This window comes from Acinetobacter sp. MF4640, from assembly GCF_002018895.1.
GTDB lineage: Bacteria > Pseudomonadota > Gammaproteobacteria > Pseudomonadales > Moraxellaceae > Acinetobacter > Acinetobacter johnsonii.
The window spans coordinates 43,490-68,855 of sequence record NZ_MVOM01000001.1 but is presented as its reverse complement, the minus strand read 5'-3'; the positions used below and the strand labels follow the sequence as shown (position 1 = coordinate 68,855).

Sequence of the window (25,366 nt, the reverse complement as noted above, 5' to 3'; positions counted from 1 at the left end):
AGCACTGAACTATGCTAGGGTAAGCCTTAGAAATGTAATAAAAATAACCTCAGGATGACTTATGTCCGTACACACCCCATTGGTGCAACAGCAAAAGCTATGGAAAGCCTTTTTTATTTTCCTGATGCCTTTGATTGCCACCAATATTCTGCAAAATCTGTCGGGTACAATTAATACCATCTTTGTCGGACAGATGATGGGTGTGCAGGCGATTGCAGCGGTTGCAGTGTTCTTCCCCATCCTATTTTGCTTAATGGCCTTCGTAATTGGGCTATCTGCGGGTTCTACCGTCTTGGTTGGTCAAGCATGGGGCGCACAGAATATTGAAAAAGTCCGTGCGGTAGTCGGCTCCACTATTTTTATGACTCTCATTGGTGGCAGCTTTATTGCATTTTTAGGGGTAGTTTTTGCGCGACCAATTTTATCGGCTTTGGGTATCGATGAAGATGTTATGCATCTCTCGCTACCTTATGTGCAATGGATGTTGGCAGGTAGTCCCCTACTGTTTGTATATATTATTTATACCTCAATTTTACGCGGTGTCGGAGACAGCACGACACCTCTGATTGCTTCTGGCATAACCATCTTGATTGGGCTTTGTGTCACGCCAGTTCTGATTGCGGGTTATTTTGGCTTTCCCAAACTGGGGATTGTTGCACCTGCCATTGCGACCATTTTAGGCTTTGTTTCTGTGCTGACCTTTTTGTATTTCTATTTGAACTATAAACAGCACCCACTCAGGCTTGATGCACAACTGCTACGTCATATTCGCTTTGACCGCCAGCTGAGTAAAATCATTCTCCGCTTAGGAGTTCCAACAGGCATTCAAATGATCACCACCTCCGTCGCGGGTCTTGTGATTGTGGGCCTAGTCAACCGCCACGGGGCCGATGCGACCGCAGCTTATGGTGCGGTCAATCAGGTCCTGAATTATATTCAATTCCCTGCTCTATCGATTGCCATTGCTGCATCGATTTTTGGTGCACAAGCCATTGGCGCAGGCAAGTCTGAGTTGTTGGCCAAAGTCACACGTACCGCGCTTGGCATGAACATTATCATTACAGGCTCCTTGGTGGTCTTGGCTTATCTTTTCTCCAAATACCTCATGGCACTGTTTATCACGGACCATGCAGTAGTTGAGCTAGGGCAACAGCTGTTGTTCATTGTGCTGTGGTCCATTTTATTCTTTGGTGCCAGTGCCATTTTTGCCTCCATTATGCGGGCCAGCGGTACAGTCACCATGCCCATGGTGATCAATATCGTTGCGATTATTGCGATTGAAGTGCCCTGTGCCTACTTATTTAGTGAATGGTGGGGACTGCAAGGGATTTGGTATGCTTATGCACTGGCCTTTGTCAGCTTATGCATCATGCAAGGGCTTTATTATCAATTTGTTTGGAAGAAAAAGACCATTGAAACGCTCATTTAAAGCTAAACGGATATTTGATAGAACACGTTTTTGATCATGACACTCTTTAAAATTAAGCATAAAAGAACCCGCCAAGGCGGGTTTTTTACATCACGACATTAAGACTTTCTTTGGCTTAATTTGGTCGCAAAAGCAGTCACTTTTTGGTAGCCCGTCGGTAAGATACGTTGAATCAAATCTAAGGTTTTCGCATCGTTGCCAATCAATAAACGACGCTTGTCTTTTTGTACCGCCTCTAAAATTTGACGCGCTGCTTCTTCGGGTGGACAGCGTAATAATTTATTAAAGGTCTGCGCAGATTTCTCAGGGTTCATCCCGATGCTACGCAAGCTGTCATTCACTTTGGCAGCATTGGCAATATTGGTTCGAATCCCACCCGGATGCACGCACAACGCGCTCACGCCAGAGTTTTCCATATCTAACTCTTGGCGTAATGACTCCGTAAAGCCACGCACCGCAAACTTAGTGGCATTGTAAGCAGACTGAGTCGGTTGAGCGGTTAGGCCAAATAAGCTGGAAATATTGATGATATGTCCATCGCCTGTTTTCTTAATATAAGGCAAAAACTCTTTGGTGCCATAGACCACGCCCCAGAAATTAATTCCCACGATCCATTCCAACTCTTCATAGGATGCACCTTCTACGGTTGAACCCAAAGCAACACCAGCATTATTAAAAATCATATTCACAGAACCATGATTTTGTACAGTTTCTTCAGCCCACGCTTGCATCGCTAAACGGTCCGAAACATCTAATTTTTTCGTGGTGACACGTACATTGCTGCTTTGTAGCAGTTCAACCGTTTTCGCCAACCCTTGCTCATTGACATCACTCAATGAAACATGACAGCCCGCCTTGGCCAATAAAAGTGCCAATTGTTGGCCAATACCCGATCCTGCACCTGTAATGGCTGCAACTTTATTTTTAAAATTCTTCATGAGATTGTGGTTGTCCTTTATCTTTGTACATCGACTGTAGATGCTTTTTTTATAATTGACAATATCAATTGTCATAAATTTAATAGCCAAAAGTGTCAAGTCCATGAAAACCACATAGAGATTAAAGCCTACGCATAGGTAGAGTCGTGGTTTATTGCTAAACTATGCAAAACCTTGGCTTTCAAATAGGGCGATGAAATCTGATGACGGCATCTGAACCAGTACAACAAAACAGCGATAACAATAAAACCAAAGAAAGACAATTCAAGGGCTTATCGCTTTCTGAACGTAAACAGATGCGTCGTGAAAAACTCATTGAAGCTGGAATTGAAGCCTACGGCACTCACGGCTTTTTTGCCGTGACGGTGAAAGATATTTGTAATGAAGCCAAACTTACTGAACGTTATTTTTATGAGTCGTTTAAAAAAAGTGAGCAACTATTTCAAACCATTTTTTTAAAGCTGATCGATGAGTTACAGCACAATGTCATGCAAGCCATCATGCAAGCTTCTTCAGATCCACACAAAATGATTGATGCTGGACTGCGTGCCCTGCTCACCACCTTAAAAGATAATCCCCGCATGGCGCGTATTATTTATATCGATGCAATGTTGGTCCAAGAATTACATAACCAAGCCACCATTCATGAAACCATGACCCGTTTTGACCGAATGATTCAGGCCTTTGTCATGCTGATGATGCCGCAAATTAATCGTTCCGAACGAGAAATTTCGCTGGTCGCCACAGGCCTCAATGGCTATGTTACGCAAATTGCGATCCGTTGGGTGGTCAGTGGGTTTAAACAATCCTTTGAAGAAGTTTTAACCTCCAGCCGTATTGTGTTTATTTCACTCCTAGAAACCTTTTCAGACCCGAATACACGGGAAAAATTGGATGTCTAAGACTTTTCACTTGGATGAGATCGGCATTTTCGAATGAAATTTAGATTAAACTTCCATTAATTTTAAATTCCAATATGACGATTTTTTGTCACATTTTTTTGCAAATTTCATCAATCGTCTGTTTTTTGCAATGATACTGTCATAATTAATCTTTGTAATAAGCCTGTCATAAAATTAAAACGGCCTGCCGTTACCTACAATAGGATATTGCGTTGTGAAAGATGACTACATTTTAATCGTCGATGATGAACTTCCCATTCGAGAAATGATTCACACCTCGTTGGATATGGCAGGCTTTCAATGCTTACAAGCCGAAGATGCAAAACAAGCCCACCAAATGATTGTGGATCAGCGCCCTGCTTTGATCTTGCTCGACTGGATGATGCCTGGTGGCGTCAGTGGCGTAGACTTATGTCGCCGTCTCAAGCGCGATGAAAATCTCTCTGAAATTCCAGTGATTATGCTCACGGCACGTGGTGAAGAAGACCATAAAGTACAAGGTCTGGACGCTGGTGCAGATGACTACATGACCAAACCGTTTTCGACCCGCGAATTGGTTTCACGGATTAAAGCCGTTTTACGCCGCGCTAACGCGCTCAGTGGTGAAAAATCGATTGATGCCAATGGCTTAATCTTAGACCCTGTCAGCCAACGGGTCAGCTTTGGCAATAATTTCCTCGACATGGGGCCAACCGAGTATCGTTTATTGGCCTTCTTCATGACTCATCCTGAGCGTGCCTACACCCGTGCACAACTTCTTGACCAAGTCTGGGGCGGAAACGTGTATATTGAAGACCGTACCATCGACGTGCATATTCGCCGCTTACGTAAAGTGCTTGAGCCTTATGCTGCAGATCGCTTTGTGCAAACAGTTCGGGGTACAGGCTATCGATTCTCTACACGTGCGGATATCGCCCTAGGTTAATTTTGTTTTATGTATGAACCCTACCCGGTCCCTGAACTCGCACGCGAGCATAAAAAAACGCGATACAGCAGTTTATGGGGCTTTGCCAAACAGGACTTACGTCTCCTTGCCTTTTTCTTGCTGATTGCAAGCTTGATTGGCTTTGGCGTCGGTTATTTTTGGACGTGTATCTCCTTTGCCTTTGCCGTTTTTTTTATTCTGCAAATGCGCTCTTTGTATTTGGTCAATGACTGGATTTCCAATCGTCCCTACGAAGTTCCACCTAACCTTGGGGGCATTTGGGGAGCATTATTGTTCAATGTCTATCGGGCACAGCGCCAAGAACGGATTGTACAAGCGGAAATGGTTGGGTTGATTGATCGGGCGCAGTCATCATTGGTCGCTTTGCAAGAAGCCGTGGTGCTGATCGATGACATGCAACAAATTGAATGGTGGAACCCTGCCGCAGAACGGTTATTAGGCATCGAACAAAATGACCGTGGCCGTAATATTTTGACTTTATTACGCCAACCGAGTTTTGTGGATTATTACAATAATATTGATGCTGCACCAGATGGCTTAAAAATGAAGTCATCCAGTTTTGATGAACATTATGTTCAAGTCAAAATGACTCGATTTGGTGGAGAAAGTCGCTTACTGGTCGCCTATGACGTGACCCGCATGCACAATCTCGAACAAATGCGTAAAGACTTTGTCGATAATATTTCACATGAACTACGCACACCGCTGACGGTACTCAGTGGTTATATTGAGACCTTTACAGACCAAGAAGACCTCAACCCACGTTGGAAGCGGGCCTTTGACCAAATGCAAGCACAGGCCAAACGCATGAATGCCTTGGTGAATGATTTGCTATTACTGTCACGCCTAGAAAATGACAAGCAAATTGCTAAAAATCAAATCATTGATATGCCTAGCTTAATGAACCAACTTTATGACGATGCGCATGCCTATAATATTGATTATGGACATACGCTCAATCTCGATATCGACAGTCACTGCGACTTAATCGGTTCAGATATGGAGTTAGCCAGCGCTTTTAGTAATCTGATTACCAATGCCATCAAATACACGCCGAAAGGCGGAACGGTGACCATGGGTTGGCATGACAATGGTGAACAGGCTTATTTTACTGTGGAAGATACTGGTATCGGCATTGATCCTAAGCACCTACCCCGTTTAACCGAACGCTTCTACCGTGTTGACAGCGCGCGCAGTCGACAAACGGGTGGCACAGGCTTAGGACTCGCAATTGTGAAACACGTGTTAATGCAACACCAAGCACATTTAGAAATTGAATCCAAAGAAAATCAGGGCTCTATTTTTAAAGTGATTTTTCCCAAAGAACGCACCTATAATCCTGAATAAACCTTTCTTCAGAAACATAAAAAAAGCACCGATATCGGTGCTTTTTTGTCTCTCACTGTCCGTTTAACAAGGACGGTGACCGAGAGCTGAAACGATTAAACTGTATGTCCCATCGCTTCACCCATGACCACAGTCGAGTTGGCTTTAAAGGCGGCATCCCACGTCATTTTGTCTTTTTCAAACAGTACCACAGCTGTTGAGCCTAAGTAAAAGCGCCCCAGTTCGGCACCTTTGTCCAAGAATAAATTATGCTGATTTAGCTCTAAACGACCAGTTGGCTTCACTTTTCCTGTTGCAACAGTTTCAATCCCCGCCACAATCATGGCGCCAACGAGGACCACGGCCATACGGCCGATTTCCGTATCAAATAAACAGACCATCCGTTCATTGCGGGCAAACAGGCCTGGAATATTTTCAGCAGTGGTTTGATTGACCGAGAACAATTCACCCGGCACATATAAGGTTTCCGTCAATGTGCCTGCAAATGGCATATGCACACGGTGATAATCTTTAGGCGATAAATACACTGTTGCAAACTGACCATTTTTAAACGGTTCAGCCAACTGCGGATCTGCAATTAAATTATCAACGGTGAATTTTTGTCCTTTGGCTTGGAAAATATCCCCTTCCACAATTGGACCCAACTGTGAAATCGCACCATCCGCAGGCGATACAATACTGGTCACATCGGTATCAATATCACGTACACCCTCTTTTAATGCACGGGTAAAGAATTCATTAAAGGACTTAAACTTCAGTGCATTGCTCTGCTCAGCAATCGACATATCAATGCCGTACTGCGCTTTAAACGCGGTGATGACCGCATTTTTCACAATCGGATTTTCGCTGGCTGCGACTCTGCCCACGACACGTGATAACTGATGTTGGGGTACAACACGTTGAGCTTGAATGAAAATTTGTTTTTTTAAGCGTGATGTGAGGCTCAAGACGGCATCTCTCCGGTAATGATAGGACTGTCGAGGCGGTTGCCCCATTCACTCCACGCACCGTCATACGCCTGAATATTCCAACCCAATAAACGACCTAAAATATAAGCCAGTCCTGAACGGTGATGTGACTGACAGTACACCACCACAGGTTCATTTAAGTTAAAACCCAATTGTTCTAAGCGTTGCTGCGTGCGTTCTAAAGGGTGCAATCTTAAATGATTTTCACGGTTAAGGGCAGTACTCCATTCAAAATGTAGTGCATTTGGAATGTGACCGCCGCGTCGCGCTGCAAGGCGCAGGCCGGTATATTCGTCTTCTGTGCGGCAGTCCCAGAGTTGGACTTGGCCGCTTTGAACTTTCTCTAATAACTCAGCATATTCAATTCGATACTGCTGTATTTTGGCTTGATCGACCTGTACTAAAGCACTGACAGGTTCAAACTGCTCCACTTCGGAAGTGGTTGGAAGTCCTGCTGCAAGCCATGCATGAATTCCACCATTCAGCAAGCTGGTATTTTCAAAACCTAAGCAGTGTAAATTCCAAATCAAACGCCCTGCCCATGCGCCACCTTCATCATCGTAAACCACCACATGATGCTCAGGTGAAATATTCAAATAACGAATCAGCTCTTGTAAACCTTCTACATCAGGAAGTAGGCCGGTGGCTTGTTCATCTTGGCGCACCAAAAATTTTGGCTTTAAATGTAAAGCATGTGGAATATGCAATTGGTCATAGACTGAAGCTCGACTTAAATCGACGATGCGTAATTTGTCATTCCCTAAATGCGGAACCAACTGCTCTGCGTCTATCAACAAGCCAAAATCAAAGGCAGAATGTGTCATATTATTTCGTATATTTTCAGATCATGCTTTGATCTTAGCACAACTCATTTTTACAATTATTCTGATTTTTTGCATTCTTTTAGCAGAATTAGAGATATCACTATTCACCAGTTTTTTAATGCGCAATGCCAGAACGGATTCTGGCATTGTATATATTCTGAATTAATTGGTTTCTGCTTCAGCAATCTCAAAAACCTGACGTAAATATGCCAAAAAGGTGTCGTTATCGGTCATGGTTTTGCCCGGACTGTCTGAGATTTTCGCAACCGACTGGCCATTACACTCGACCAGTTTAAGCACAATATTTAAAGGAGTTTGTCCCATATCATTGGTCAAATTGGTGCCAATCCCGAAGCTGACTTGGAAACGGTCTTTGAAATAATTGTGCAGATCCCACGCTTTCTCTAAATTCAGTCCATCACTAAAGGTCAGCATTTTGGTTTTACTGTCAATTTTCAGCTTTTTATAGTGAGCATAGGCTTTATCGCCCCACTCATACGGGTCGCCACTGTCATGACGCAAACCATCGAACAGCTTGGCAAAATACAAATCAAAATCTCGCAGGAATGCGTCCATCCCCACCACATCCGTCAAAGCAATACCTAAATCACCACGGTACTCTTGTACCCAGGTTTCCAGTGCTGATTTTTGGAAATTACGTAAACGTACATCCAACGCTTGGAATGCTTGTAGGAATTCATGTGCCATGGTGCCAATCGGGGTTAGGCCCAATTGCTTCGCAATTAAGACATTACTGGTGCCACGGAAAATATGCGGTGCAGCTTGATTAAACACTTCAATCACATGTTTTTGCCACGCCAAACTATAGCGGCGCCGCGTACCAAAATCAGAGACTAAAAATGGGGGATCATTTGGGGTCTGCGATGTTTCATAGTGTTTTAATAAAGCCACTTTGGCCTGTAAGCGACGTTCACCTTCAGCCATCACCTCATCAGTTCGAATACGGCGGAAATACAGCTCATTGACGATGGCAAGCACAAAGATTTCAAACATCATAGCTTGAACCATCGGCCCTTCAATGCGAATGTCTAAACGGCCTTGGTGATCGATACTGGCCACAATAAAACGGCGTTTGAGCTGAAACAACTCTAAATAATCGACAAAATCACTTTTGATAAAGCGCAAACCACGCAGGTATTGCAGCTCATCGTCTTGAAAACGTAATTGGCAGAGCAAATCTAATTGGTGATTTAAATCATCGAGAATGTCGACCAAAGGATAGACCGTGTCATCCAAATTGCGACAACGGAACTGGTACACACTATGCGCTTGGGGAAACTTATGCAGAACCACCTGTAGCATCGTAAATTTGTACAGATCAGTATCTAATAAGGATTGGATGATGGCAGACATATCATTTTCGGTTTTTAGCAACTTATTGCATTAAAGCACATTTTTTTAAGCTGCATAGCCATGTTTTGGTAATTCGGTCTTGCTATTCGACCAATTACTCAGTACATCTCTTGTTTCTCTCTATTCAGAATTCAAGTGTTGATGTCTTTATTGTCATCGCTCTTGGCCTATGTTCTTTTACTTAAACATTGCTATGGATATCAACGCAACGGCCTTGTTTTTTCAATCGATGTTTCTCCTGTGCTGCCCTAGAATTGCTACAATTTCAGTCTGCACAATCAAAAGGTAGATAGAATCAGTCATGCGGGCCTTATTACAACGCGTTCTCGAAGCCAAAGTGGTGGTCGATGGTGAAACCACAGGCGAAATTCAACACGGTATCTTGGTTTTCTTAGGTCTTGGGAAAGAAGACACTTTAGATAAAGGCAAAAAACTGATCGATAAAATTTTAAAGTATCGTTTTTTTAACGACGAACAAGGCAAAATGGGCTGGAATGTCAGTCAAGCTGGTGGTGGAATTCTTCTGGTTTCTCAGTTCACCTTGATGGCGCAAACCCAAAAAGGCTTACGTCCTGACTTTGGACCGGCCATGCCACCGGATGATGCCGAGGCCTTATACGAACAACTGGTTGACTATGCCAAGACCCAGTTTGAGCATGTGCAAACAGGTATTTTTGCTGCCGACATGAAAGTACATTTGGTCAATAATGGACCCGTGACTTTCAATTTAGAAGTCGAATAAAACACCATGCATAAAAAAGCCCTCGATAGAGGGCTTTTCGATTTCATCACTCTCAATCTGCCTTTTATAAAGGAGACGGAATCGAGACGTTTAAAAAATCTTTTTACTTACCTGTTTTTTCTTTCAAAAATGCGCGAGCGGCTTTAATTTTTGCTTTCACAGGCTTTGGTAGCTTGGGTGGAACCAATTTTGCAACTTGGTTAAACCAAACTAAGAGACCAAAATCACCTTCCATTTTAATGCTGCCGTTTTGCATGCCCGTCATAAATGCGGTTGGGTCACCTTTGATTAAAGTTTTCACACCCTGCTCACTGTCCGCAAACTGTAAAATAAAATCGGCTTTTTCAACATCACCTGAAACGGTATCAATCTGACCATTGTTCACAATAATTTGGCGTGCCATACCCAGATCCGTACCAATTTGAATACGGAACTGACGTTCATGAACTAATTCAATAAATTTTGGACTGGTACGCGCCAGCTGTTTCATACGAAGTGCCAAACCAGTAACCATTAAATCCAGCGGATCCGTGCTGACATCAACCAATGGAAGTTTAACCACAGGAATTGAAGATAGTTTCATGACATGAAAGCCTATTGTAATTGTTGATAAATTGACTGTTTTCAATGCTACCACAAGTTGCCATTTTTACCGCTAGGCTTTGTATAACAATCATGTAAGAACGTAAAAAAGATGCTCTAGGCATCTTCTTTTACGGTATGAGGTTATGACTTAGCGGCTAGAACACTGCTGTTGGTCATCTTCATATACAGGTGTATGTTCAATACAACGGCGCTGCGCCAGTGCACGTTCTGCGCGACGGTCTTCACGTAGAAGCAACATCGTCACAATAAGCATCGCTGAAGTTAAAGCAGTTAAGTAGCTATAAGTGATCGGCATTTCAAACACTGCTTGCACACCTAGGCGAATGACTTCCAAGATTCCCCAAAACACCATACCCGCCACCATAAAACTCAACCAGCGACGATAAGGCGAAAAGAAAACAGCAATTAACGCAGCGGCGACTAAACTTAAGCCAACGATGGTTGCTAAATTCGCTGTTACCATAAAAACCTCCGTCTAAGATAAATTCAGGCGACTGATACACTGTGCTGAACTCATCCCCGATACCGTTTAAAATTAATGGATTATGTAGCTTTCAAACTCTATGCATGCATTATGAGCAGTTTTGAAAAGAAAAAAAGGCTTGTATTTTTAGAATGCGACATACCTTGTCGCCATATTATATTGTCATTACATTTTTTTAGATTTGAACTTTTCCAAAACAAAGACGCGCTCAGTCTTGGCGTGTCATTACAAAATAAAACCCGTATTTTCAGCGCTTAAAAATATTTTTTCCAATTCTGTTGATCGTTGTTTTTATCGACATTTTTCACTGACCGCTCATCGTTTTTCGCTTAAATTTGCAACAAAAAAACGCAGCTCAAAGGCTGCGTTTTTTATAACAGGGACAAGCTTTAAGCACGATTTAAATCTTTATCGTGCACACCCAATAAATACAACACCCCATCTAAGCCGACACTTGAAATGGCTTGATTGGCGTTTTGTCTCACCAGCGGTTTCGCACGGAAAGCGACACCTAAGCCAGCAATCGACAGCATCGGTAAATCATTTGCACCATCGCCCACTGCAATCGCCTGCTCAAGAGAAATGCCCATCTTATCGGCTAACTCACGTAATAATAATGCCTTACGCGCACCATCGACAATGTGACCTTTAACTTCGCCCGTCACCAACCCATTTTCAACGTCTAAGACATTGGCATGGACTTCATCAATACCAAGTTTGGCTTGTAGATACTCTGCAAAGTACTGAAAACCACCCGATAAGATAGCCGTGCGGTAACCTAATGCTTTTAAAGTCGAAATTAAGCGTTCAGCACCTTCTGTAACGGTCAGACGTTCTGCAATTTTAGGTAGGACAGAGGCATCCATCCCTTTGAGCAGTGCGACACGTGCACGGAAGCTTTGTTGGAAATCCAGCTCACCCTGCATTGCACGTTCTGTGATTTCAGCGACTTGTGCGCCGACACCCGCTTCAATCGCCAGTTCATCAATCACTTCTTGCTCGATTAAGGTCGAGTCCATGTCAAAACACACCAACCGGCGGTTACGACGGTAGGCATTGTCTTCTTGTACCGCCACATCGACATTCAGTTCATGTGACAAACGTAAACAGGCTGCACGCATGGCTGAGGCATCCAGCATTTGACCACTTAAACCGAATTGAACACAGGCGCGTTTCGGCCCATCGACTTCGTCATTTAAGACGGGACGACCTGACAAACGGGTCACAGTTTCGATGTTGAAACCTTGGTTAGACACAATATTTGTAACTGCTTGTAAGTGAGACGCCTCAAGCTCTGGCGCCAAAGCCGTGACGATATAACGCGTTCGTCCACCTTCGCTCACCCACTGGTCATATTCAGTTGTAGTGATTGGTTTAAAACGTACAGTTAAACCAATATCATGTGCTAAAATTAGAATTTCCTTCATTGCCAAAGCCGTTGCGGTTTGGTCGTCTGAAGAAATAACAATACCTAAGGTCAATTGGTTATGAATAACTGCTTGTCCGACATCTAAAATTTGTAATGAATGAGTGGACAAAACCTGCATTAATCGAGTGAACTGATTAGGTTGGTCTGGTCCTAAAAATGAAATAAGAATGATTTCTCGCATGAATTGACTCGGGTCTGAGCTACGACTATTGTTAGAATCATAATCGAAATTGAATATATTTTCTTTGGAAGTTTACGTTGAATGCGCCTAGACAAGGGCTATTTGCTAGCCTATTAATTGTAAGTTTTGCTTTACATACCTTTTTATTGGTATTGGCAACGACTCATCAACTGAATGAAAACCGTGCCAACCAAGGCCAACTGATGACCTCTCAATTGGTCACAGACAGTCTTGCAGAGCTGGAGCCTGCCAACACGGTTTCCCTTGCGCTTTTGGTGGATCGCTATGCGACCAACCCAAGCGTAGCTTCCATTCGTATTTTGGATGCCAACAATCAAGTCTTGGCGACAGGTGGCCAAGTTCGAACACGTGATGGCGAAGTGTTTGTCCGTGATGCGCTGCAAAATGAAAAGAAAGTGGGTAGCATTGAAATCACGCTCATTAAACCAAGTATGGGTGAGATTTTACGTACTCAGTGGTTAGCGATTTTATTGTCCTTAGCGATTCATGGTTTACTGTGGCTGGCTTATCGCGCCATTGCGCGCCCAAGTCGTACCGAATATTTGGCACGGATCAATAACGAATCCCGCTTAAAACATGAAATTCAAGTTTTAACCCAAACCCTTGAACAAGAAAAACACCATACGGCGGTCGCGATTGCCCAAGCACAACAACAAATCAAAACCAGTGCGAAGCCTAAAGAACAGAAACCCGTGATCGTGGATAATCATTCGGTTGCGCTCAATATTCAATTTTATGACCCGAAACAGTTGATGGACTCGGTCAATACAACCGTGTCTATTCCATACTTTAATTTGTGTCAGATTTTCCTCAATAAAAGTACAGAACTTTGTTTAAAACACTACAAACTCAACAGCTCAGACATCACTACAGTTCAATCCTTTAATGAACATGGTGCCACCCTCAGCATGTCGACAGACACACCTAATGCAGTGCCATGTTTAATGATGATCAGCAGTGTGTTCCAACTGCTATCTGAGGTTTTGTATAAACGTTACCGCGAAGAAAAGCGCTTTGTTTTGCAAACGCGTTGTGGCATTTCAACCGCAGTCGATGCAATGCAACTGTCTGCAAATCAAGCTGCTGAGCGTTTGGTCCAACAATTGTCGGCCAAAGAAAGTGCCATACATTTAAGTAACGAATTATTGAAAGACATTTCTGAAAGTTACCAACTGGTGAATTTACCTAATCCAACCAATGTCTTGACCCGTCATGCCTTTATGGTCAATGGCATGGGTGCGGAGTCTGCAGAGTTGGCACAAAGCTTAAGAACGGAAATTTTAAAAGCAAAACAATCTAAAGCCTCTTAATTAGATCTAACCATAAAAAAGCCTGACGCATGTCAGGCTTTTTTATGGTAACTGTTAAATTTTAAGTTGCTTCTGTGCAACCAAATGTTGCTGTGCACTATACCTTTGCTCTGGATCGGTACAGGCCACTTTAAGCCAATGACCATCGGCTTGTAGCTCCCAAGCATTCAAACAATCATTTAAGTAACTGATTAATCCATCTTTATAAATCTGCTTTTTCAAAGCACGATCCAATATAGGAAAGCCTGTTTCCACGCGCGAAAATAAATTACGCCCCATCCAGTCTGCGCTGGCACAGTACAGCTTTTTCTCACCGCCATGCTCAAAACAATACACGCGGGTATGTTCCAGAAAACGGCCCACAATCGAACGCACCCGGATATTCTCAGACATGCCTTGGACCTGTGGAATCAAACAGCAGATCGAACGGATAATCAGATCAACCTGTACCCCTGCTTGTGATGCACGATACAGTGCAGCAATTAACTGAGGCTCTGTCAAGGCATTGACTTTAATGATGATACGCGCCTTTTGACCGACTTGCGCAAACTGAATTTCTTGCTCAATCAGTTTTAACAGTTCACTGTGCAACGTAAAAGGTGCATGTAACAACGCCTTCAATTTGGCCATTTTGCCCATCCCCGTCAGTTCTTGGAACATACGGTGTACATCTTCACAAATATCAGGCTGTGTAGTCATCAGGCCATAATCAGTATACATACGGGCATTGCCCGCATGATAATTGCCTGTGCCCAGATGGGCATAACGGATCAACTGAGCATTTTCACGGCGTACGATCAAAATCATTTTGGCATGGGTTTTATAACCGACAATGCCATACACCACCACAGCACCCGCTTCTTGCAAAATATTCGCCACGGTAATGTTCGACTCTTCATCAAAACGCGCCCTTAACTCAATCACTGCCGTGACTTCCTTGCCATTTCGTGCTGCTTCTGCCAAGACCTGTACAATTTCAGAGTCAGGTCCACTGCGGTAGAGCGTTTGTTTAATCGCCAGCACATTTGGATCTTTCGCTGCTTCTTTTAATAAACCAATCACAGGCTGAAAAGAATCAAAAGGATGATGCAACAACACATCCTGTGCTTTTAAGGTATCAAAGGTACTTTTTTGTTTACGCAAAACTTTGGGAATGACTGGAATAAACACTGGATGCTTCAATTCAGGTCGGTCACAACTGGTGCTGAGGCGTGAAAGATTGATCGGCCCATCAATGCGATAAAGCTCCTGCTCGGTTAAATCAAACTCCTTAAGCAAATAATCAATCACCGCTTCGGGGCAGTCATCTTCGATTTCTAAACGCACCGCGCGACCAAAACGGCGTGACGACAACTCATCTTTCAGTGCCACCGCCAAATCATCAACATCTTCCGATAATATCAGATCTGCATTACGCGTCACACGAAAAGCATAACAGCCCGTGGCTTTCATCCCCGGAAACAGATCGCTGATGTGCTGCTGAATCATTGCGGTTAAAAAAATCTGTGTGTCGATATTGCCTGCCACGTTTTTCGGCATCTGAATTAAACGCGGTAATGAGCGTGGCGCTGGGACAATCGCCATCTCAATGCTCCGTCCAAAAGCATCTTTACCTTGTAAACTCACAATGAAATTCAGGCTTTTATTCACGAGGCGAGGAAAAGGATGTGACGGATCTAAGCTGATGGGGGTCAAAACCGGTTGGATTTCTTTGGCGAAATATTCTGCAATCCACGCTTTATGTTTTTCTAAAATGTCTTGGAACTGGATGAACTGAATGCCCTGCGCTTGTAACTCAGGCAAAATCGAATGATTTAAAACTTCAAACTGTTTTTTGACGGCACGATGAATGGATTGGGACAGGTCTTCTAATATCACTTCAGTGGGAACAGCATCAGGGGTTCGTGCTATCACATTCATATCGCGTTGTTTCATTAAGCCCGCAATACGAATTTCAAAAAACTCATCTAAATTACGTGAAAAAATAATTAAAAAAGTTAAGCGCTCCAGCACAGGCAAACTCGGATCTAATGCTTGTGCTAAAACCCGCTGATGAAACTCAAATAACGATAGCTCTCGGTTAAAATACGTCGCCGATGAATGCTGAAAATTATCCATACCCTCTCAATGCTGTTTGCAACAGTCTGTTATGAAGTGTTTGGCAGGGATGTTAGGTAGTCTTTATGACAGTTTAGTTACAACCTCATACCAAATAGAAAATTCATCCTGACTTTATGCTTAAAGCTGCAACAGCGTACAGTATTCAAACCGACATATGTTCCTTTTCACTTTTTTCCTTGGCTGTAGCGTCTGCTTTCGCGGCCCAATAGCTGGCTAAAATTGGCCCTGAAATGTTATGCCACAAACTAAAGATTGCACTGGGTACCGCCGTAATTGGCGAAGCGGCAAAATGCACAGCAGCCAAAGCCACGCCTAGTCCTGAGTTTTGCATACCGACCTCAATCGAGACCGCTTTACAGTCGGCATGTGGCAAGTGAAACATTCGTGCTGCTGCAAAGCCAAGTAAATAACCAATCGCGTTATGTAACGCCACCACAGCTAAAATCAATAAGCCTGATTCTAAAATTTGTGCTTTTGAGCCGCCAATAATCGCTGCCACAATCAGCACAATTGCGACCACTGAAATTAAGGGCATCACCGAAATATAACTTTCGACTTTGTGTTTCAGCACGGCACGTACCACCAGCCCTAAAATAATCGGGAACAGAACCACTTGCAAAATTGAACTCAGCATCGACCATGCATTAATTTCAATCCATTGGCTGGCCAGCAGATAGAAAATCGCAGGAGTCAACACAGGTGCCAATAAGGTCGATACCGTAGTAAATGCGACAGACAAAGCCGTATTGCCTTTCGCCATATAAGTAATCACATTGGATGCAGTGCCACCCGGACAGCACCCCACCAAAATCACCCCGATCGCAATTTCAGTCGGCAAGCGAAATAATAAACACAACAGATAAGCCACGCTTGGCATCACCACAAACTGAGCCGCTACCCCAATTGCAACCGCTTTAGGACTTTGCATCACACCTTTAAAATCTTCCAGTGTCATGGTCATGCCCATACCAAACATAATCAGCCCTAACATCCACGTGATGTAAGCTTTCATCCAAACAAAAGTTTCAGGGCTCAGGAGCGCAATGCCTGCAAATAACACGACCCACAGAGCAAAGGTTTTTTGAATCCAAGCGGTAAATTTTAAAAAAGTGCCCATGACCTTTCCCTACTGCATGTTTTTATAATATCGATATTGGTAATTGAGGTGAGCCGATTGGTTCAGCGCATCAGTTCACGGCATATTGTTGCACAATATCTTTGCAATACAGACGTTTCACACCATAGGCCAGCATCTCTTGCCATGCATGTTGTAAAGAACCATGTAAATCAATACCTTTGGTAGCATCGGAAATCACATAAGTTTGAAAACCGAGTTTACAGGCATCTATTGCCGTCCATGCCACACAAAAGTCTGTTGCAATCCCAACAATAAACACGGTATCAATACCACGCTCTCTTAAATAGCCTGCGAGTCCCGTCTGGGTCTTATGATCGGCTTCTAAAAAAGCAGAATAACTATCAATGTGCGCATGACATCCTTTACGAATGATCAACTGCGCTTTGGCAAGATCGAGATCGGGATGCAATTCCGCATCCTGTGTGCCTTGTACACAGTGACGTGGCCAGAGCACTTGTGTGCCGTAGTCCAATTCAATCGTTTGAAAAGCCTGTTGATCGGGGTGATTGTCTGCAAAAGAAACGTGATTTTCAGGATGCCAATCTTGAGTGAGTACAATAGTGTCAAAATAATCGCCCAACTGATTAATTTTAGGAATAATTTGATCTGATCCTGCTACCGCTAAATTTCCACCAGGCGTAAAACCATTTTGTACATCCACCACAATCAATGCCATATTCTTCTGCATTCTTCTCTGTCCTTTTTGTTCTGCGCTCGAAGGCCAAGCTTAGCTTAATTTATAAAATAGTATTCATCCTTGCGGGTCAAAATTAAATGACCGCAGCCATGAGTGCAATGGGTATTGTGGCAAATTGAAGCGAAGATAGAAGATAGAAGATAGAAGATAGAACAAAATACTGGACATTGATCTATAACGTTAAAAGGACATGTCATCGCTGTTTAGAGAAATTGTGTAAGCGTTAAAAGTGCTTCAATCCTGAACTTTATATCCAGATATTCAGTTTAATTGACTTCTAAGCCTCGATTGAGATGAAGAATCTCTTTCATTAAATGCTTCAATCCATGGCCATAGGTTATGCAAAACGCCCTTTTCAGACGCAAAATAAGATGCTTTTCTTTGTCTACCATTTGAACAAGCTGTATTTTTGTAGCGAAAGATAAAGTTTTTATACACTTTGACTAAAGCATATTGTTCTTCATGTTGTGTTCGTTCATAATTTGCATAAGCATTATTCAATGCATCAGCGCTTTGAAAATGCTATAAATTAAAATACGCACCCATCCAATCTTATGTTTTTCTGGCCTAACTGGATGGACAAATAGGATATTTTTTTAAAATGACTCAGCAAGCACAGACCATCCAAGGCTCAATTGTCGCAATCGTCACCCCTATGTTTGAAGATGGCAGCGTAGATTGGAAGGGTCTAGAGAAGCTCGTTGAGTGGCACATCGCACAAGGCACAAATAGCATTGTTGCTGTCGGTACAACGGGTGAAGCGTCTACTCTAAGCATGAAAGAGCATACACAAGTGATTAAAGAAATCATTCGTGTCGCGAACAAACGCATCCCTATTATTGCGGGTACTGGCGCGAATTCAACGCGTGAAGCCATCGAGTTGACTAAAGAAGCCAAAGAACTCGGTGCAGATGCTGCTCTTCTGGTTACCCCTTATTATAATAAACCGACCCAAGAAGGCCTATATCAGCACTATAAAGCTATTGCTGAAGCTGTTGATCTTCCTCAAATTCTGTATAACGTACCTGGTCGTACGGGTGTCGATATGGCGAATGAAACAGTTATTCGTTTGGCCGATATTCCTCAAATTGTGGGCATCAAAGATGCCACAGGTGATGTCCCTCGTGGTCAAGCACTGCTCGAAGGCCTTGCTGGCAAAGCGATGACCGTCTATTCAGGCGATGATGCAACGGCTTATCAACTGATTCTGTCGGGAGCAAAAGGCAATATTTCTGTGACTGCAAACGTTGCACCCAAAGAAATGAGCAATGTTTGTGCGGCAGCACTGGCAGGCGAAGCTGAACAAGCTGAAAACCTAAATACCCAAGTTGCAAATTTACACGAAATTCTATTTTGCGAATCGAACCCAATTCCTGTGAAATGGGCACTTCATGAAATGAAGTTAATCGAAACGGGTATTCGTTTACCATTAACACCACTTGCAGAACAATATCGCACACCGCTCCGTGAAGCACTCACAACGGCGGGTGTCATTAAATAAAGAGCACATCAATATGCAATTACGTTTAGGTCTTACTCTCGCACTTTCAGTCGTCAGTTTAGCGGGTTGTAGTTCCCTTGCAGTCAATAACGGTAGTTTGGACTATAAAGAAACAGCAACCTTAGAACCTCTTAAGTACCCTGAAGGCTCTATGGTTCGACCTGCAACGCCGTTGTATCCAGCTCCAACGGTTGAAGCACTCGCTCTTGAACACGCACCTGTACTTGAAAACAAGCGCGGAAACCGTTTTGCAATGCCGCGCCCTCAAGCTGCTCAAGTCATGTCGAATGCAGAATCAACGGAAACAGTTGATACAGCTGTGAGTCGCCCTCAATTGATTATTGACGGAAATAAGAATCCACTGCTCAAAATTGAGGGAAATTCTGCTACAATTTGGCAATATACGCTTGCCACCCTCAGCAGCCTCAACCATCAAATCGTTGGTCAAAGCAAAAATGGTTATGAAGCAACCATTAAAATCGATCAACAGGTCTATGTGTTAAGACTGACCGCGGTCGGTAGCAGCAACAACCTCGCTGTGTTCAATGCCGATAACAGTTTTGCAGCGCCTGAAAAAGCCACAGAATTGTTAACCCAGATTTACCAAAATTGGCCAGCCTAGTCGTACTAGGCATTTTTTTTTGAAAAAGGTTCCCTCATGTTAAAACAAACCTTGCTCTATACTGGTAAAGCGAAATCTGTCTATGAAACAGACAGTGCAGACCACCTGATTTTAGTCTTTCGTGATGATGCTTCGGCATTCAATGGTGAAAAGATCGAACAACTAGATCGTAAAGGTAAGGTGAACAACCGTTTTAACGCCTTTATCATGGATAAATTGGCTGCGGCTGGCATTGAGACTCACTTTGAAAAACTTCTTTCTCCAACAGAAGTTCTAGTGAAAAAACTCAGCATGATCCCTGTTGAATGTGTAATTCGTAATTATGCAGCAGGTTCTTTATGCCGTCGCTTAGGTGTAGAAGAAGGCAAGGAATTAACACCGCCGACTTTCGAATTATTCTTCAAAGACGATGCACTTGGTGACCCAATGGTCAATGAGTCTCAAGCGATTGCTTTAGGTTGGGCAACTGCTGAGCAACTTGAGCAAATGAAAGTCCTCACTTACCAAGTGAACGAAGTGCTTAAAAACTTATTTGACCAAGGTGGCATGCTACTTGTGGACTTCAAACTTGAGTTTGGTGTATTCCACGACCGTATTGTTTTAGGTGATGAGTTCTCTCCAGACGGTTGTCGTCTATGGGACAAAGAAACCAAGAAAAAACTCGACAAAGACCGTTTCCGTCAAGGTTTAGGCGGTGTGGTTGAAGCTTATGAAGAAGTTGCTGCACGTTTAGGTATCGACCTTTCTGATATCTAATCAGTTACAGATTCAAGAAAACCGAGCTTAATCGCTCGGTTTTTTTATTCTTTACATTTTAGACCAATGTCTTGTTATAACTGCAATACAAGCCTATAAGTTCTTTTTTAATCCCCCCTCTACAACATAAATATTAAAGTTTCATGAAATTTTATTTATTTTTTTGTAAAATAGTCATTTCAATCACATGAAATGTCACATTTCTAATGATGCTTTTCTTGTATATCTCCTGATAGAAGGCCCTATGATTTATCAATTAGATGAACTGCAATGTATCGGACAAGGCTGTTCAAAAATGGTGTTTAAGCATCCTGAGGATGAAAACAAAATCATCAAAGTCATGAATCCAAATCGAGTGGATGAAGATGGTGGCTGGAAAGGACATGGCAAACTTAAACGTAGAATGTCGCAAGGCGTTTATCGCCAATTCCGCCGTGAATTATTGCAATATCTACAGCTATGTAAAAATCATTATAAAAATAATATCTTTAGCTTTCCTGTCGAAATGCCTTATGGTTTTGTGAAAACTTCTGTAGGCTTGGGTTTTGTGACTGAAAAAATTGTCTGCCCAAGTGGTGAAGGTATGACTTTATTTGAGTTATGCAAATCACATCAATTTGAGGAAAAACACGCCAAAGCTCTAGATGACTTTTTTCAGCTTTGCTGCGACTTACACATTATCTTCGGTGAGGTAAACATCGCAGGAATTATGTATACAGAGCAGCGAAATAATAAGCCCGAATTTGTCTTGGTCGATGGTATGGGTGAGAAATTATTTATTCCAATCCGGGCTATGAGCAAAAGAATTAATGCACATAATGTACGAAAAACTGAGCGAAAAATTCGCGCCCAAATGCAGCAAATGCTGAACTTAAAAGATGAGCTTCTTCCTCTAAGCTAATACCACTCCTTTAAGTTGCGTCATTCAAAAAGCCGAGCTTAAACGTTCGGTTTTTTTGTTTTCAGATCCAGTGCTATTGCAGTACTTCAGCTTACTTATAAGCTATTCAGCACTGAAAAATAGTCTTGTAAGACATTGATCCACTGTTAAAAAATCATCAATTCTGTACGCCATAGCGCACAAGACTTCAGGTATATTTCAACTATGTCTCACCTTCATTTTTTCATATGATAAAAACATATGAACAGGACGTTCTCAGATAAAAATTATTCCAACCGAAAAAATACCCTTATTTCCTCATCTCTCATGGCGACAAGATCCATCGATCTCCTAAGAGCCGAAAGCTGGTATAGATGTTGCTTTTATTCAAAAGTACTCAGTAGGGTAAGTTCTATCTTCGTCTTATTTCTTAGATTTGTTTTTTTACGGATGGCTATATTTAAAATGAAAAACTGGCAAAAAAAATTACTACTTTCCACTACATTCGTAGCCGTAGCACTGAGCAGTACTGTCCAAGCAAAAGAATGGAAAACCATTCGTTTTGGCACAGAATCCGCATATGCACCTTTTGAATATAAAACACCAGACAATAAGTTGGTCGGTTTTGACATCGACTTAGGTAATGCCATTTGTGCCAAATTAAAAGCCAAATGCGTGTGGGTAGAAAACTCCTTTGATGGGATGATTCCTGCGCTCAAAGCGAAGAAATTCGACGGTATTCTGTCTTCAATGACGGTCACTACGGATCGCGCAAAACAAATCGCGTTTAGTAATAAAATTTACAACACGCCTACCCGCATGGTCGCGAAGAAAGGCTCTCCTTTACTCCCTACGCCTGCATCCCTAAAAGGCAAACGTGTGGGTGTACAACAAGGTACGATTCAAGAAGGCTATGCAAAAGCCTATTGGGCGCCTAAAGGTGTCAATGTAGTTCCTTATCCAAACCAAGACGTGCTTTACCAAGACATGGTTTCGGGGCGCCTAGATGCAACATTACAAGATGCGATTATGGTCGATGCTGGTTTCCTAAAATCGGCGAAAGGTAAAGGCTTTGCTTTTGCAGGCAATAATGTGGTCGATGCCAAAACGCTCGGTGTAGGCGCTGCAATCGGCTTACGTAAAGAAGATGCCGATCTGAAAAAGAATATTGATAAAGCATTAGCTGAAATTATTGCCGACGGTACCTATAAGAAACTCGAGAAAAAATACTTCTCCTTCAGCATTTATTAATTTATAGGGTGTCGGTTCAATACCGACACCCTTTATATATTGCTGATTTATAAAATATTATATTTTTACTCGGAGAAACTGAGTATGTTTCTGTCTGGCTATGGTCCCGTATTACTCAGTGGCACTTGGATGACCATACAGCTTGCTTTGTTATCACTGGTACTTTCGATCATTATTGGATTGTTTGGGGCAAGTGCCAAACTCTCTCGTATTCAAATCTTACGTCATGTTGCAACCCTCTATACCACGCTCATTCGTAGTGTTCCTGATCTGGTAATCATGTTGTTGTTGTTCTATAGCCTGCAACTTGGATTGAACTCGATTACCGAATCGATCCATATGGAGCAAATTGACATCAATCCCTTTGTGGCAGGGGTGATTACTTTAGCCTTTATTTATGGGGCTTATTTTACGGAAACCTTCCGTGGCGCATTTCAAGCCGTCCCCAAAGGTCAACTTGAAGCTGCATATGCCTATGGCATGACCCCATTTCAAGTCTTCAGACGTGTCCTCTTTCCACAAATGATGCGTTTTGCCTTACCGGGGATTGGCAATAACTGGCAAGTCCTTATCAAAGCCACTGCCTTGGTGTCCTTAATTGGTTTGACCGACATCGTCAAAATTACCCAAGATGCAGGTCGAAGCAGCATGCAAGTGTTCTATTTCAGTATTGTTGCAGCCGTCATTTATCTGGCCATCACCACCCTTTCGAATTTGATTCTCATGTGGCTGGAACGTCGTTATTCTGCTGGTGTGAAAAAGGGACAACTATGATTGAAATTATTCAACAATACTGGCAGTCCTATCTGTGGACCGATGGTTTTCAAATGACTGGGGTCGCCATGACCGCGTGGCTACTGGTCTTATCGATTGCGATTGGTTTTGTTCTGGCTGTGCCTTTGTCAATTGCTCGAGTTTCTGAGCATGCTTTTGTACGTGGACCTGTTTGGTTTTTTACTTATATTTTCCGTGGTACCCCCTTATATGTGCAGCTACTGATTATCTATACTGGGATTTATAGCCTTGAATTTGTGCATGCCCATGAACGGCTCGATGAGTTTTTTAGAGAAGGACTTAATTGCACCATTTTAGCGTTTGCACTCAATACAGCAGCTTATACCACTGAAATTTTTGCAGGGGCGATACGTTCGATTCCCTACGGCGAAATTGAGGCAGCAAAAGCCTTTGGAATGTCGCCTTGGAAACGCTATACCCGTATTATTATTCCGTCGATGCTACGCCGAGCATTGCCGTTTTATGGTAATGAAGTCATTTTGATGCTGCATGCAACCACCATTGCCTTCACTGCAACCGTGCCTGATATTCTCAAAATTGCACGGGATGTCAATGCTGCCACTTATGCCACGTTTGATGCCTTTGGCATTGCCGCTGTGCTGTATGCCTGTCTGGCATTTATCCTCATTTGGATCTTTCGTAAATTGGAACAACGCTGGTTGGCGTTTTTAAAACCATCGAATCATTAGGAGAAACAATGGAAAATTCAGCAAAACTGGTGATTCGAGACCTTTGTAAAAGTTTTGGCGATCATGAAGTCTTAAAAGGGGTTTCACTTGAGGCACGCGCAGGTGATGTGATTAGTATTATTGGTTCCTCAGGTTCAGGTAAAAGTACCTTTCTTCGTTGCATCAATTTTCTAGAACAACCGAGCCAAGGCAGCATTCAACTCAATGGTGAACAGTTAGAGACTACTTTAGATAAAAATGGCGATCTTAAAGCCACAAACCCTAAACAACTACAAAAAATGCGCACTCAACTGATGATGGTCTTTCAACATTTCAATTTATGGTCGCATATGACGGTATTAGAAAATATTATTGAAGGACCCATTCATGTCTTGGGGCTAAAGCGGAGTGAGGCGGAAGAGCGTGCACGAAAATACTTAAGAAAAGTTGGGCTTGCTGAAAGTGTCGAAAAGAAATATCCGTCTTTTTTGTCAGGAGGACAACAACAGCGTGTTGCAATTGCCCGTGCCTTAGCAATGGAGCCGGAAGTGATGTTGTTTGATGAGCCGACCAGTGCTCTAGACCCTGAACTGGTGGGTGAGGTATTGAAAGTGATGCAAAGTTTAGCTGAAGAAGGCCGAACCATGATTGTGGTCACCCATGAAATGGGCTTCGCACGCCATGTATCCAATCATGTCATTTTCTTAGATCAAGGCAAAATTGAAGAACAAGGTGATCCAAAAGAAGTTTTGATTCACCCCAAAAGTGAACGCCTGCAACAGTTTTTAGAGGGTAACTTTAAATAATTGAATAGTCTTCAAGAGCTTGATGCAGCAATGATTCAACATTCAATACTTAGTTGAAAAGATAAAGCGCCTTGTTTGATCTGATCCCACGAAACTATATGCACTCAGATAAAAACCGAGCCATTTCGCTCGGTTTTTTACCTTTCCACCTAAGCTTTTATAGATTGGTTTATCGATTTTTAGTGGTATCCATCACCAAAAAACTGGTGATCGAGCTAATGGATGGAATCGTTCCTAAAACATCAGTATGAAACTTTTTATAAGACTTAATGTCAGCCACTTCAACCCTGAGCAAATACTCGACCGAGCCTGTAATGGTATGACACTCAGTAACTTCATCCGTTGCAGTGATCACATCCTCAAACTGACTCAAGCTTTCTTTTGAGTGACAAGACAGACCAATGGTCACATAAACCGTTAAACCAACACCCAAAAGCGAACGGTCAATCACCGCTTTATAGCCTCGAATCACACCAATTCTTTCTAACTCTTGCACGCGTCGTAAACAGGCCGAGGGTGACAAACCCACGCGTTCTGCCAGTTTAATATTGGTTAAATGTGCATCGCCCTCAAGCTCACACAATATTTTTCGGTCTAATCGATCTAATTCAATCATTTGTTGCATAAAAC

General features: G+C 42.7%; 25 protein-coding genes. 14 read left to right on the top strand and 11 right to left on the bottom strand.

The features are described 5' to 3' along the window. The first annotated feature begins 61 nt into the window (after window positions 1–61). Window positions 62–1,429, top strand: a complete 1,368-nt coding sequence (locus MF4640_RS00315) for an MATE family efflux transporter (RefSeq protein WP_078388287.1) — start codon at window positions 62–64, stop codon at window positions 1,427–1,429. Window positions 1,430–1,527: 98 nt separating this feature from the next. On the opposite strand, the gene MF4640_RS00310 is transcribed toward MF4640_RS00315, so the two are convergent. After that, window positions 1,528–2,367 (bottom strand): SDR family NAD(P)-dependent oxidoreductase, encoded by an 840-nt coding sequence (locus tag MF4640_RS00310; protein WP_078388286.1) that lies wholly within the window; start codon window positions 2,365–2,367, stop codon window positions 1,528–1,530. Between the two features lie 203 nt (window positions 2,368–2,570). Here MF4640_RS00310 and MF4640_RS00305 point away from each other — a divergent pair, with 203 nt between their 5' ends. The 3 genes from MF4640_RS00305 to phoR all read left to right on the top strand — a co-directional run bounded on the left by MF4640_RS00305 (window position 2,571) and on the right by phoR (window position 5,562). Continuing rightward, entirely contained in the window at window positions 2,571–3,269 is a 699-nt protein-coding gene (locus tag MF4640_RS00305) for a TetR/AcrR family transcriptional regulator (protein ID WP_078388285.1), read from the top strand. A gap of 214 nt (window positions 3,270–3,483) precedes the next feature. Then, the gene (gene phoB / locus MF4640_RS00300; protein ID WP_004691794.1) at window positions 3,484–4,194 is read left to right on the top strand and encodes a phosphate regulon transcriptional regulator PhoB; all 711 of its coding nucleotides are present in this window, start codon (window positions 3,484–3,486) and stop codon (window positions 4,192–4,194) included. A gap of 9 nt (window positions 4,195–4,203) precedes the next feature. Continuing rightward, window positions 4,204–5,562, top strand: a complete 1,359-nt coding sequence (gene phoR / locus MF4640_RS00295) for a phosphate regulon sensor histidine kinase PhoR (RefSeq protein WP_004691795.1) — start codon at window positions 4,204–4,206, stop codon at window positions 5,560–5,562. Window positions 5,563–5,657: 95 nt separating this feature from the next. On the opposite strand, the gene asd is transcribed toward phoR, so the two are convergent. The 3 genes from asd to pncB all read right to left on the bottom strand — a co-directional run bounded on the left by asd (window position 5,658) and on the right by pncB (window position 8,728). Then, on the bottom strand, window positions 5,658–6,509 hold the full coding sequence (gene asd / locus MF4640_RS00290) for an archaetidylserine decarboxylase (RefSeq protein WP_078388284.1): 852 nt from the start codon (window positions 6,507–6,509) through the stop codon (window positions 5,658–5,660). Then, window positions 6,506–7,354 (bottom strand): sulfurtransferase, encoded by an 849-nt coding sequence (locus MF4640_RS00285; RefSeq protein ID WP_078388283.1) that lies wholly within the window; start codon window positions 7,352–7,354, stop codon window positions 6,506–6,508. Before MF4640_RS00285 ends, asd begins: the two co-directional genes overlap by 4 nt. Window positions 7,355–7,516: 162 nt before the next feature. Next, on the bottom strand, window positions 7,517–8,728 hold the full coding sequence (pncB, locus tag MF4640_RS00280; RefSeq protein ID WP_078388282.1) for a nicotinate phosphoribosyltransferase: 1,212 nt from the start codon (window positions 8,726–8,728) through the stop codon (window positions 7,517–7,519). 301 nt (window positions 8,729–9,029) lie between these two features. On the opposite strand from pncB, the gene dtd reads away from it, so the two are divergent. Next, window positions 9,030–9,470: a D-aminoacyl-tRNA deacylase gene (gene dtd, locus MF4640_RS00275; protein WP_078388281.1), complete on the top strand. Its 441-nt coding sequence runs from the start codon at window positions 9,030–9,032 to the stop codon at window positions 9,468–9,470. Window positions 9,471–9,573: 103 nt separating this feature from the next. Here dtd and MF4640_RS00270 read toward each other — a convergent pair whose 3' ends face one another. From MF4640_RS00270 to serB, 3 genes are all read right to left on the bottom strand, one after another. Continuing rightward, window positions 9,574–10,053 carry an SCP2 sterol-binding domain-containing protein gene (locus MF4640_RS00270; RefSeq protein ID WP_078388280.1) on the bottom strand — a complete coding sequence of 160 codons (480 nt, stop codon included), beginning with the start codon at window positions 10,051–10,053 and terminating at the stop codon, window positions 9,574–9,576. A 150-nt stretch (window positions 10,054–10,203) separates the two neighbouring features. Beyond that, window positions 10,204–10,539, bottom strand: coding sequence for a ciprofloxacin tolerance protein AciT (aciT, locus tag MF4640_RS00265; protein ID WP_004691806.1), 336 nt, complete (start codon window positions 10,537–10,539; stop codon window positions 10,204–10,206). A 410-nt stretch (window positions 10,540–10,949) separates the two neighbouring features. After that, entirely contained in the window at window positions 10,950–12,170 is a 1,221-nt protein-coding gene (gene serB / locus MF4640_RS00260) for a phosphoserine phosphatase SerB (RefSeq protein WP_078388279.1), read from the bottom strand. A gap of 77 nt (window positions 12,171–12,247) precedes the next feature. Between serB and MF4640_RS00255 the strand changes: the two genes are divergently transcribed. After that, entirely contained in the window at window positions 12,248–13,501 is a 1,254-nt protein-coding gene (locus tag MF4640_RS00255) for a hypothetical protein (RefSeq protein WP_078388278.1), read from the top strand. A 54-nt stretch (window positions 13,502–13,555) separates the two neighbouring features. Here the strand turns inward: MF4640_RS00255 and ppk1 are convergent, their stop codons facing one another. The 3 genes from ppk1 to pncA form a co-directional block, all read right to left on the bottom strand. After that, complete coding sequence (gene ppk1, locus MF4640_RS00250; RefSeq protein ID WP_078388277.1) at window positions 13,556–15,619, bottom strand: polyphosphate kinase 1; 2,064 nt, start codon at window positions 15,617–15,619, stop codon at window positions 13,556–13,558. A gap of 145 nt (window positions 15,620–15,764) precedes the next feature. Beyond that, window positions 15,765–16,739: a bile acid:sodium symporter family protein gene (locus MF4640_RS00245; RefSeq protein WP_078388276.1), complete on the bottom strand. Its 975-nt coding sequence runs from the start codon at window positions 16,737–16,739 to the stop codon at window positions 15,765–15,767. Between the two features lie 70 nt (window positions 16,740–16,809). Beyond that, window positions 16,810–17,448, bottom strand: a complete 639-nt coding sequence (gene pncA, locus MF4640_RS00240; RefSeq protein WP_078388275.1) for a bifunctional nicotinamidase/pyrazinamidase — start codon at window positions 17,446–17,448, stop codon at window positions 16,810–16,812. A gap of 610 nt (window positions 17,449–18,058) precedes the next feature. Between pncA and dapA the strand changes: the two genes are divergently transcribed. The 8 genes from dapA to MF4640_RS00200 all read left to right on the top strand — a co-directional run bounded on the left by dapA (window position 18,059) and on the right by MF4640_RS00200 (window position 24,736). Continuing rightward, on the top strand, window positions 18,059–18,958 hold the full coding sequence (dapA, locus tag MF4640_RS00235; RefSeq protein WP_078388274.1) for a 4-hydroxy-tetrahydrodipicolinate synthase: 900 nt from the start codon (window positions 18,059–18,061) through the stop codon (window positions 18,956–18,958). Between the two features lie 13 nt (window positions 18,959–18,971). Next, a complete protein-coding gene (locus MF4640_RS00230; RefSeq protein WP_005401459.1) occupies window positions 18,972–19,580 on the top strand; it encodes a hypothetical protein in 609 nt (202 codons plus the stop codon). 36 nt (window positions 19,581–19,616) lie between these two features. Continuing rightward, window positions 19,617–20,336: a phosphoribosylaminoimidazolesuccinocarboxamide synthase gene (purC, locus tag MF4640_RS00225; RefSeq protein WP_004691818.1), complete on the top strand. Its 720-nt coding sequence runs from the start codon at window positions 19,617–19,619 to the stop codon at window positions 20,334–20,336. A 244-nt stretch (window positions 20,337–20,580) separates the two neighbouring features. Beyond that, window positions 20,581–21,237 (top strand): YrbL family protein, encoded by a 657-nt coding sequence (locus tag MF4640_RS00220; protein WP_005401458.1) that lies wholly within the window; start codon window positions 20,581–20,583, stop codon window positions 21,235–21,237. Between the two features lie 444 nt (window positions 21,238–21,681). After that, the gene (locus tag MF4640_RS00215; protein WP_005401457.1) at window positions 21,682–22,467 is read left to right on the top strand and encodes an ABC transporter substrate-binding protein; all 786 of its coding nucleotides are present in this window, start codon (window positions 21,682–21,684) and stop codon (window positions 22,465–22,467) included. Window positions 22,468–22,551: 84 nt separating this feature from the next. Next, on the top strand, window positions 22,552–23,241 hold the full coding sequence (locus tag MF4640_RS00210) for an ABC transporter permease (protein ID WP_004691820.1): 690 nt from the start codon (window positions 22,552–22,554) through the stop codon (window positions 23,239–23,241). Continuing rightward, entirely contained in the window at window positions 23,238–23,951 is a 714-nt protein-coding gene (locus MF4640_RS00205) for an ABC transporter permease (protein WP_004691821.1), read from the top strand. Before MF4640_RS00210 ends, MF4640_RS00205 begins: the two co-directional genes overlap by 4 nt. Before the next feature lie 8 nt (window positions 23,952–23,959). Next, window positions 23,960–24,736 (top strand): ABC transporter ATP-binding protein, encoded by a 777-nt coding sequence (locus tag MF4640_RS00200; RefSeq protein ID WP_004691823.1) that lies wholly within the window; start codon window positions 23,960–23,962, stop codon window positions 24,734–24,736. 169 nt (window positions 24,737–24,905) lie between these two features. Here MF4640_RS00200 and MF4640_RS00195 read toward each other — a convergent pair whose 3' ends face one another. Then, window positions 24,906–25,361, bottom strand: coding sequence for an Lrp/AsnC family transcriptional regulator (locus MF4640_RS00195; RefSeq protein ID WP_264754350.1), 456 nt, complete (start codon window positions 25,359–25,361; stop codon window positions 24,906–24,908). Between the last annotated feature and the right edge of the window lie 5 nt (window positions 25,362–25,366).

Coding starts and splice junctions, on each gene's coding strand:
- MF4640_RS00315 (WP_078388287.1), top strand. CDS start 62: ATGTCCGTACACACCCCATTGGTGCAACAGCAAAAGCTATGGAAAGCC.
- MF4640_RS00310 (WP_078388286.1), bottom strand. CDS start 2,367: ATGAAGAATTTTAAAAATAAAGTTGCAGCCATTACAGGTGCAGGATCG.
- MF4640_RS00305 (WP_078388285.1), top strand. CDS start 2,571: ATGACGGCATCTGAACCAGTACAACAAAACAGCGATAACAATAAAACC.
- phoR (WP_004691795.1), top strand. CDS start 4,204: ATGTATGAACCCTACCCGGTCCCTGAACTCGCACGCGAGCATAAAAAA.
- MF4640_RS00285 (WP_078388283.1), bottom strand. CDS start 7,354: ATGACACATTCTGCCTTTGATTTTGGCTTGTTGATAGACGCAGAGCAG.
- pncB (WP_078388282.1), bottom strand. CDS start 8,728: ATGTCTGCCATCATCCAATCCTTATTAGATACTGATCTGTACAAATTT.
- dtd (WP_078388281.1), top strand. CDS start 9,030: ATGCGGGCCTTATTACAACGCGTTCTCGAAGCCAAAGTGGTGGTCGAT.
- MF4640_RS00270 (WP_078388280.1), bottom strand. CDS start 10,053: ATGAAACTATCTTCAATTCCTGTGGTTAAACTTCCATTGGTTGATGTC.
- aciT (WP_004691806.1), bottom strand. CDS start 10,539: ATGGTAACAGCGAATTTAGCAACCATCGTTGGCTTAAGTTTAGTCGCC.
- serB (WP_078388279.1), bottom strand. CDS start 12,170: ATGCGAGAAATCATTCTTATTTCATTTTTAGGACCAGACCAACCTAAT.
- ppk1 (WP_078388277.1), bottom strand. CDS start 15,619: ATGGATAATTTTCAGCATTCATCGGCGACGTATTTTAACCGAGAGCTA.
- MF4640_RS00245 (WP_078388276.1), bottom strand. CDS start 16,739: ATGGGCACTTTTTTAAAATTTACCGCTTGGATTCAAAAAACCTTTGCT.
- pncA (WP_078388275.1), bottom strand. CDS start 17,448: ATGCAGAAGAATATGGCATTGATTGTGGTGGATGTACAAAATGGTTTT.
- dapA (WP_078388274.1), top strand. CDS start 18,059: ATGACTCAGCAAGCACAGACCATCCAAGGCTCAATTGTCGCAATCGTC.
- MF4640_RS00230 (WP_005401459.1), top strand. CDS start 18,972: ATGCAATTACGTTTAGGTCTTACTCTCGCACTTTCAGTCGTCAGTTTA.
- purC (WP_004691818.1), top strand. CDS start 19,617: ATGTTAAAACAAACCTTGCTCTATACTGGTAAAGCGAAATCTGTCTAT.
- MF4640_RS00220 (WP_005401458.1), top strand. CDS start 20,581: ATGATTTATCAATTAGATGAACTGCAATGTATCGGACAAGGCTGTTCA.
- MF4640_RS00215 (WP_005401457.1), top strand. CDS start 21,682: ATGAAAAACTGGCAAAAAAAATTACTACTTTCCACTACATTCGTAGCC.
- MF4640_RS00210 (WP_004691820.1), top strand. CDS start 22,552: ATGTTTCTGTCTGGCTATGGTCCCGTATTACTCAGTGGCACTTGGATG.
- MF4640_RS00205 (WP_004691821.1), top strand. CDS start 23,238: ATGATTGAAATTATTCAACAATACTGGCAGTCCTATCTGTGGACCGAT.
- MF4640_RS00200 (WP_004691823.1), top strand. CDS start 23,960: ATGGAAAATTCAGCAAAACTGGTGATTCGAGACCTTTGTAAAAGTTTT.
- MF4640_RS00195 (WP_264754350.1), bottom strand. CDS start 25,361: ATGCAACAAATGATTGAATTAGATCGATTAGACCGAAAAATATTGTGT.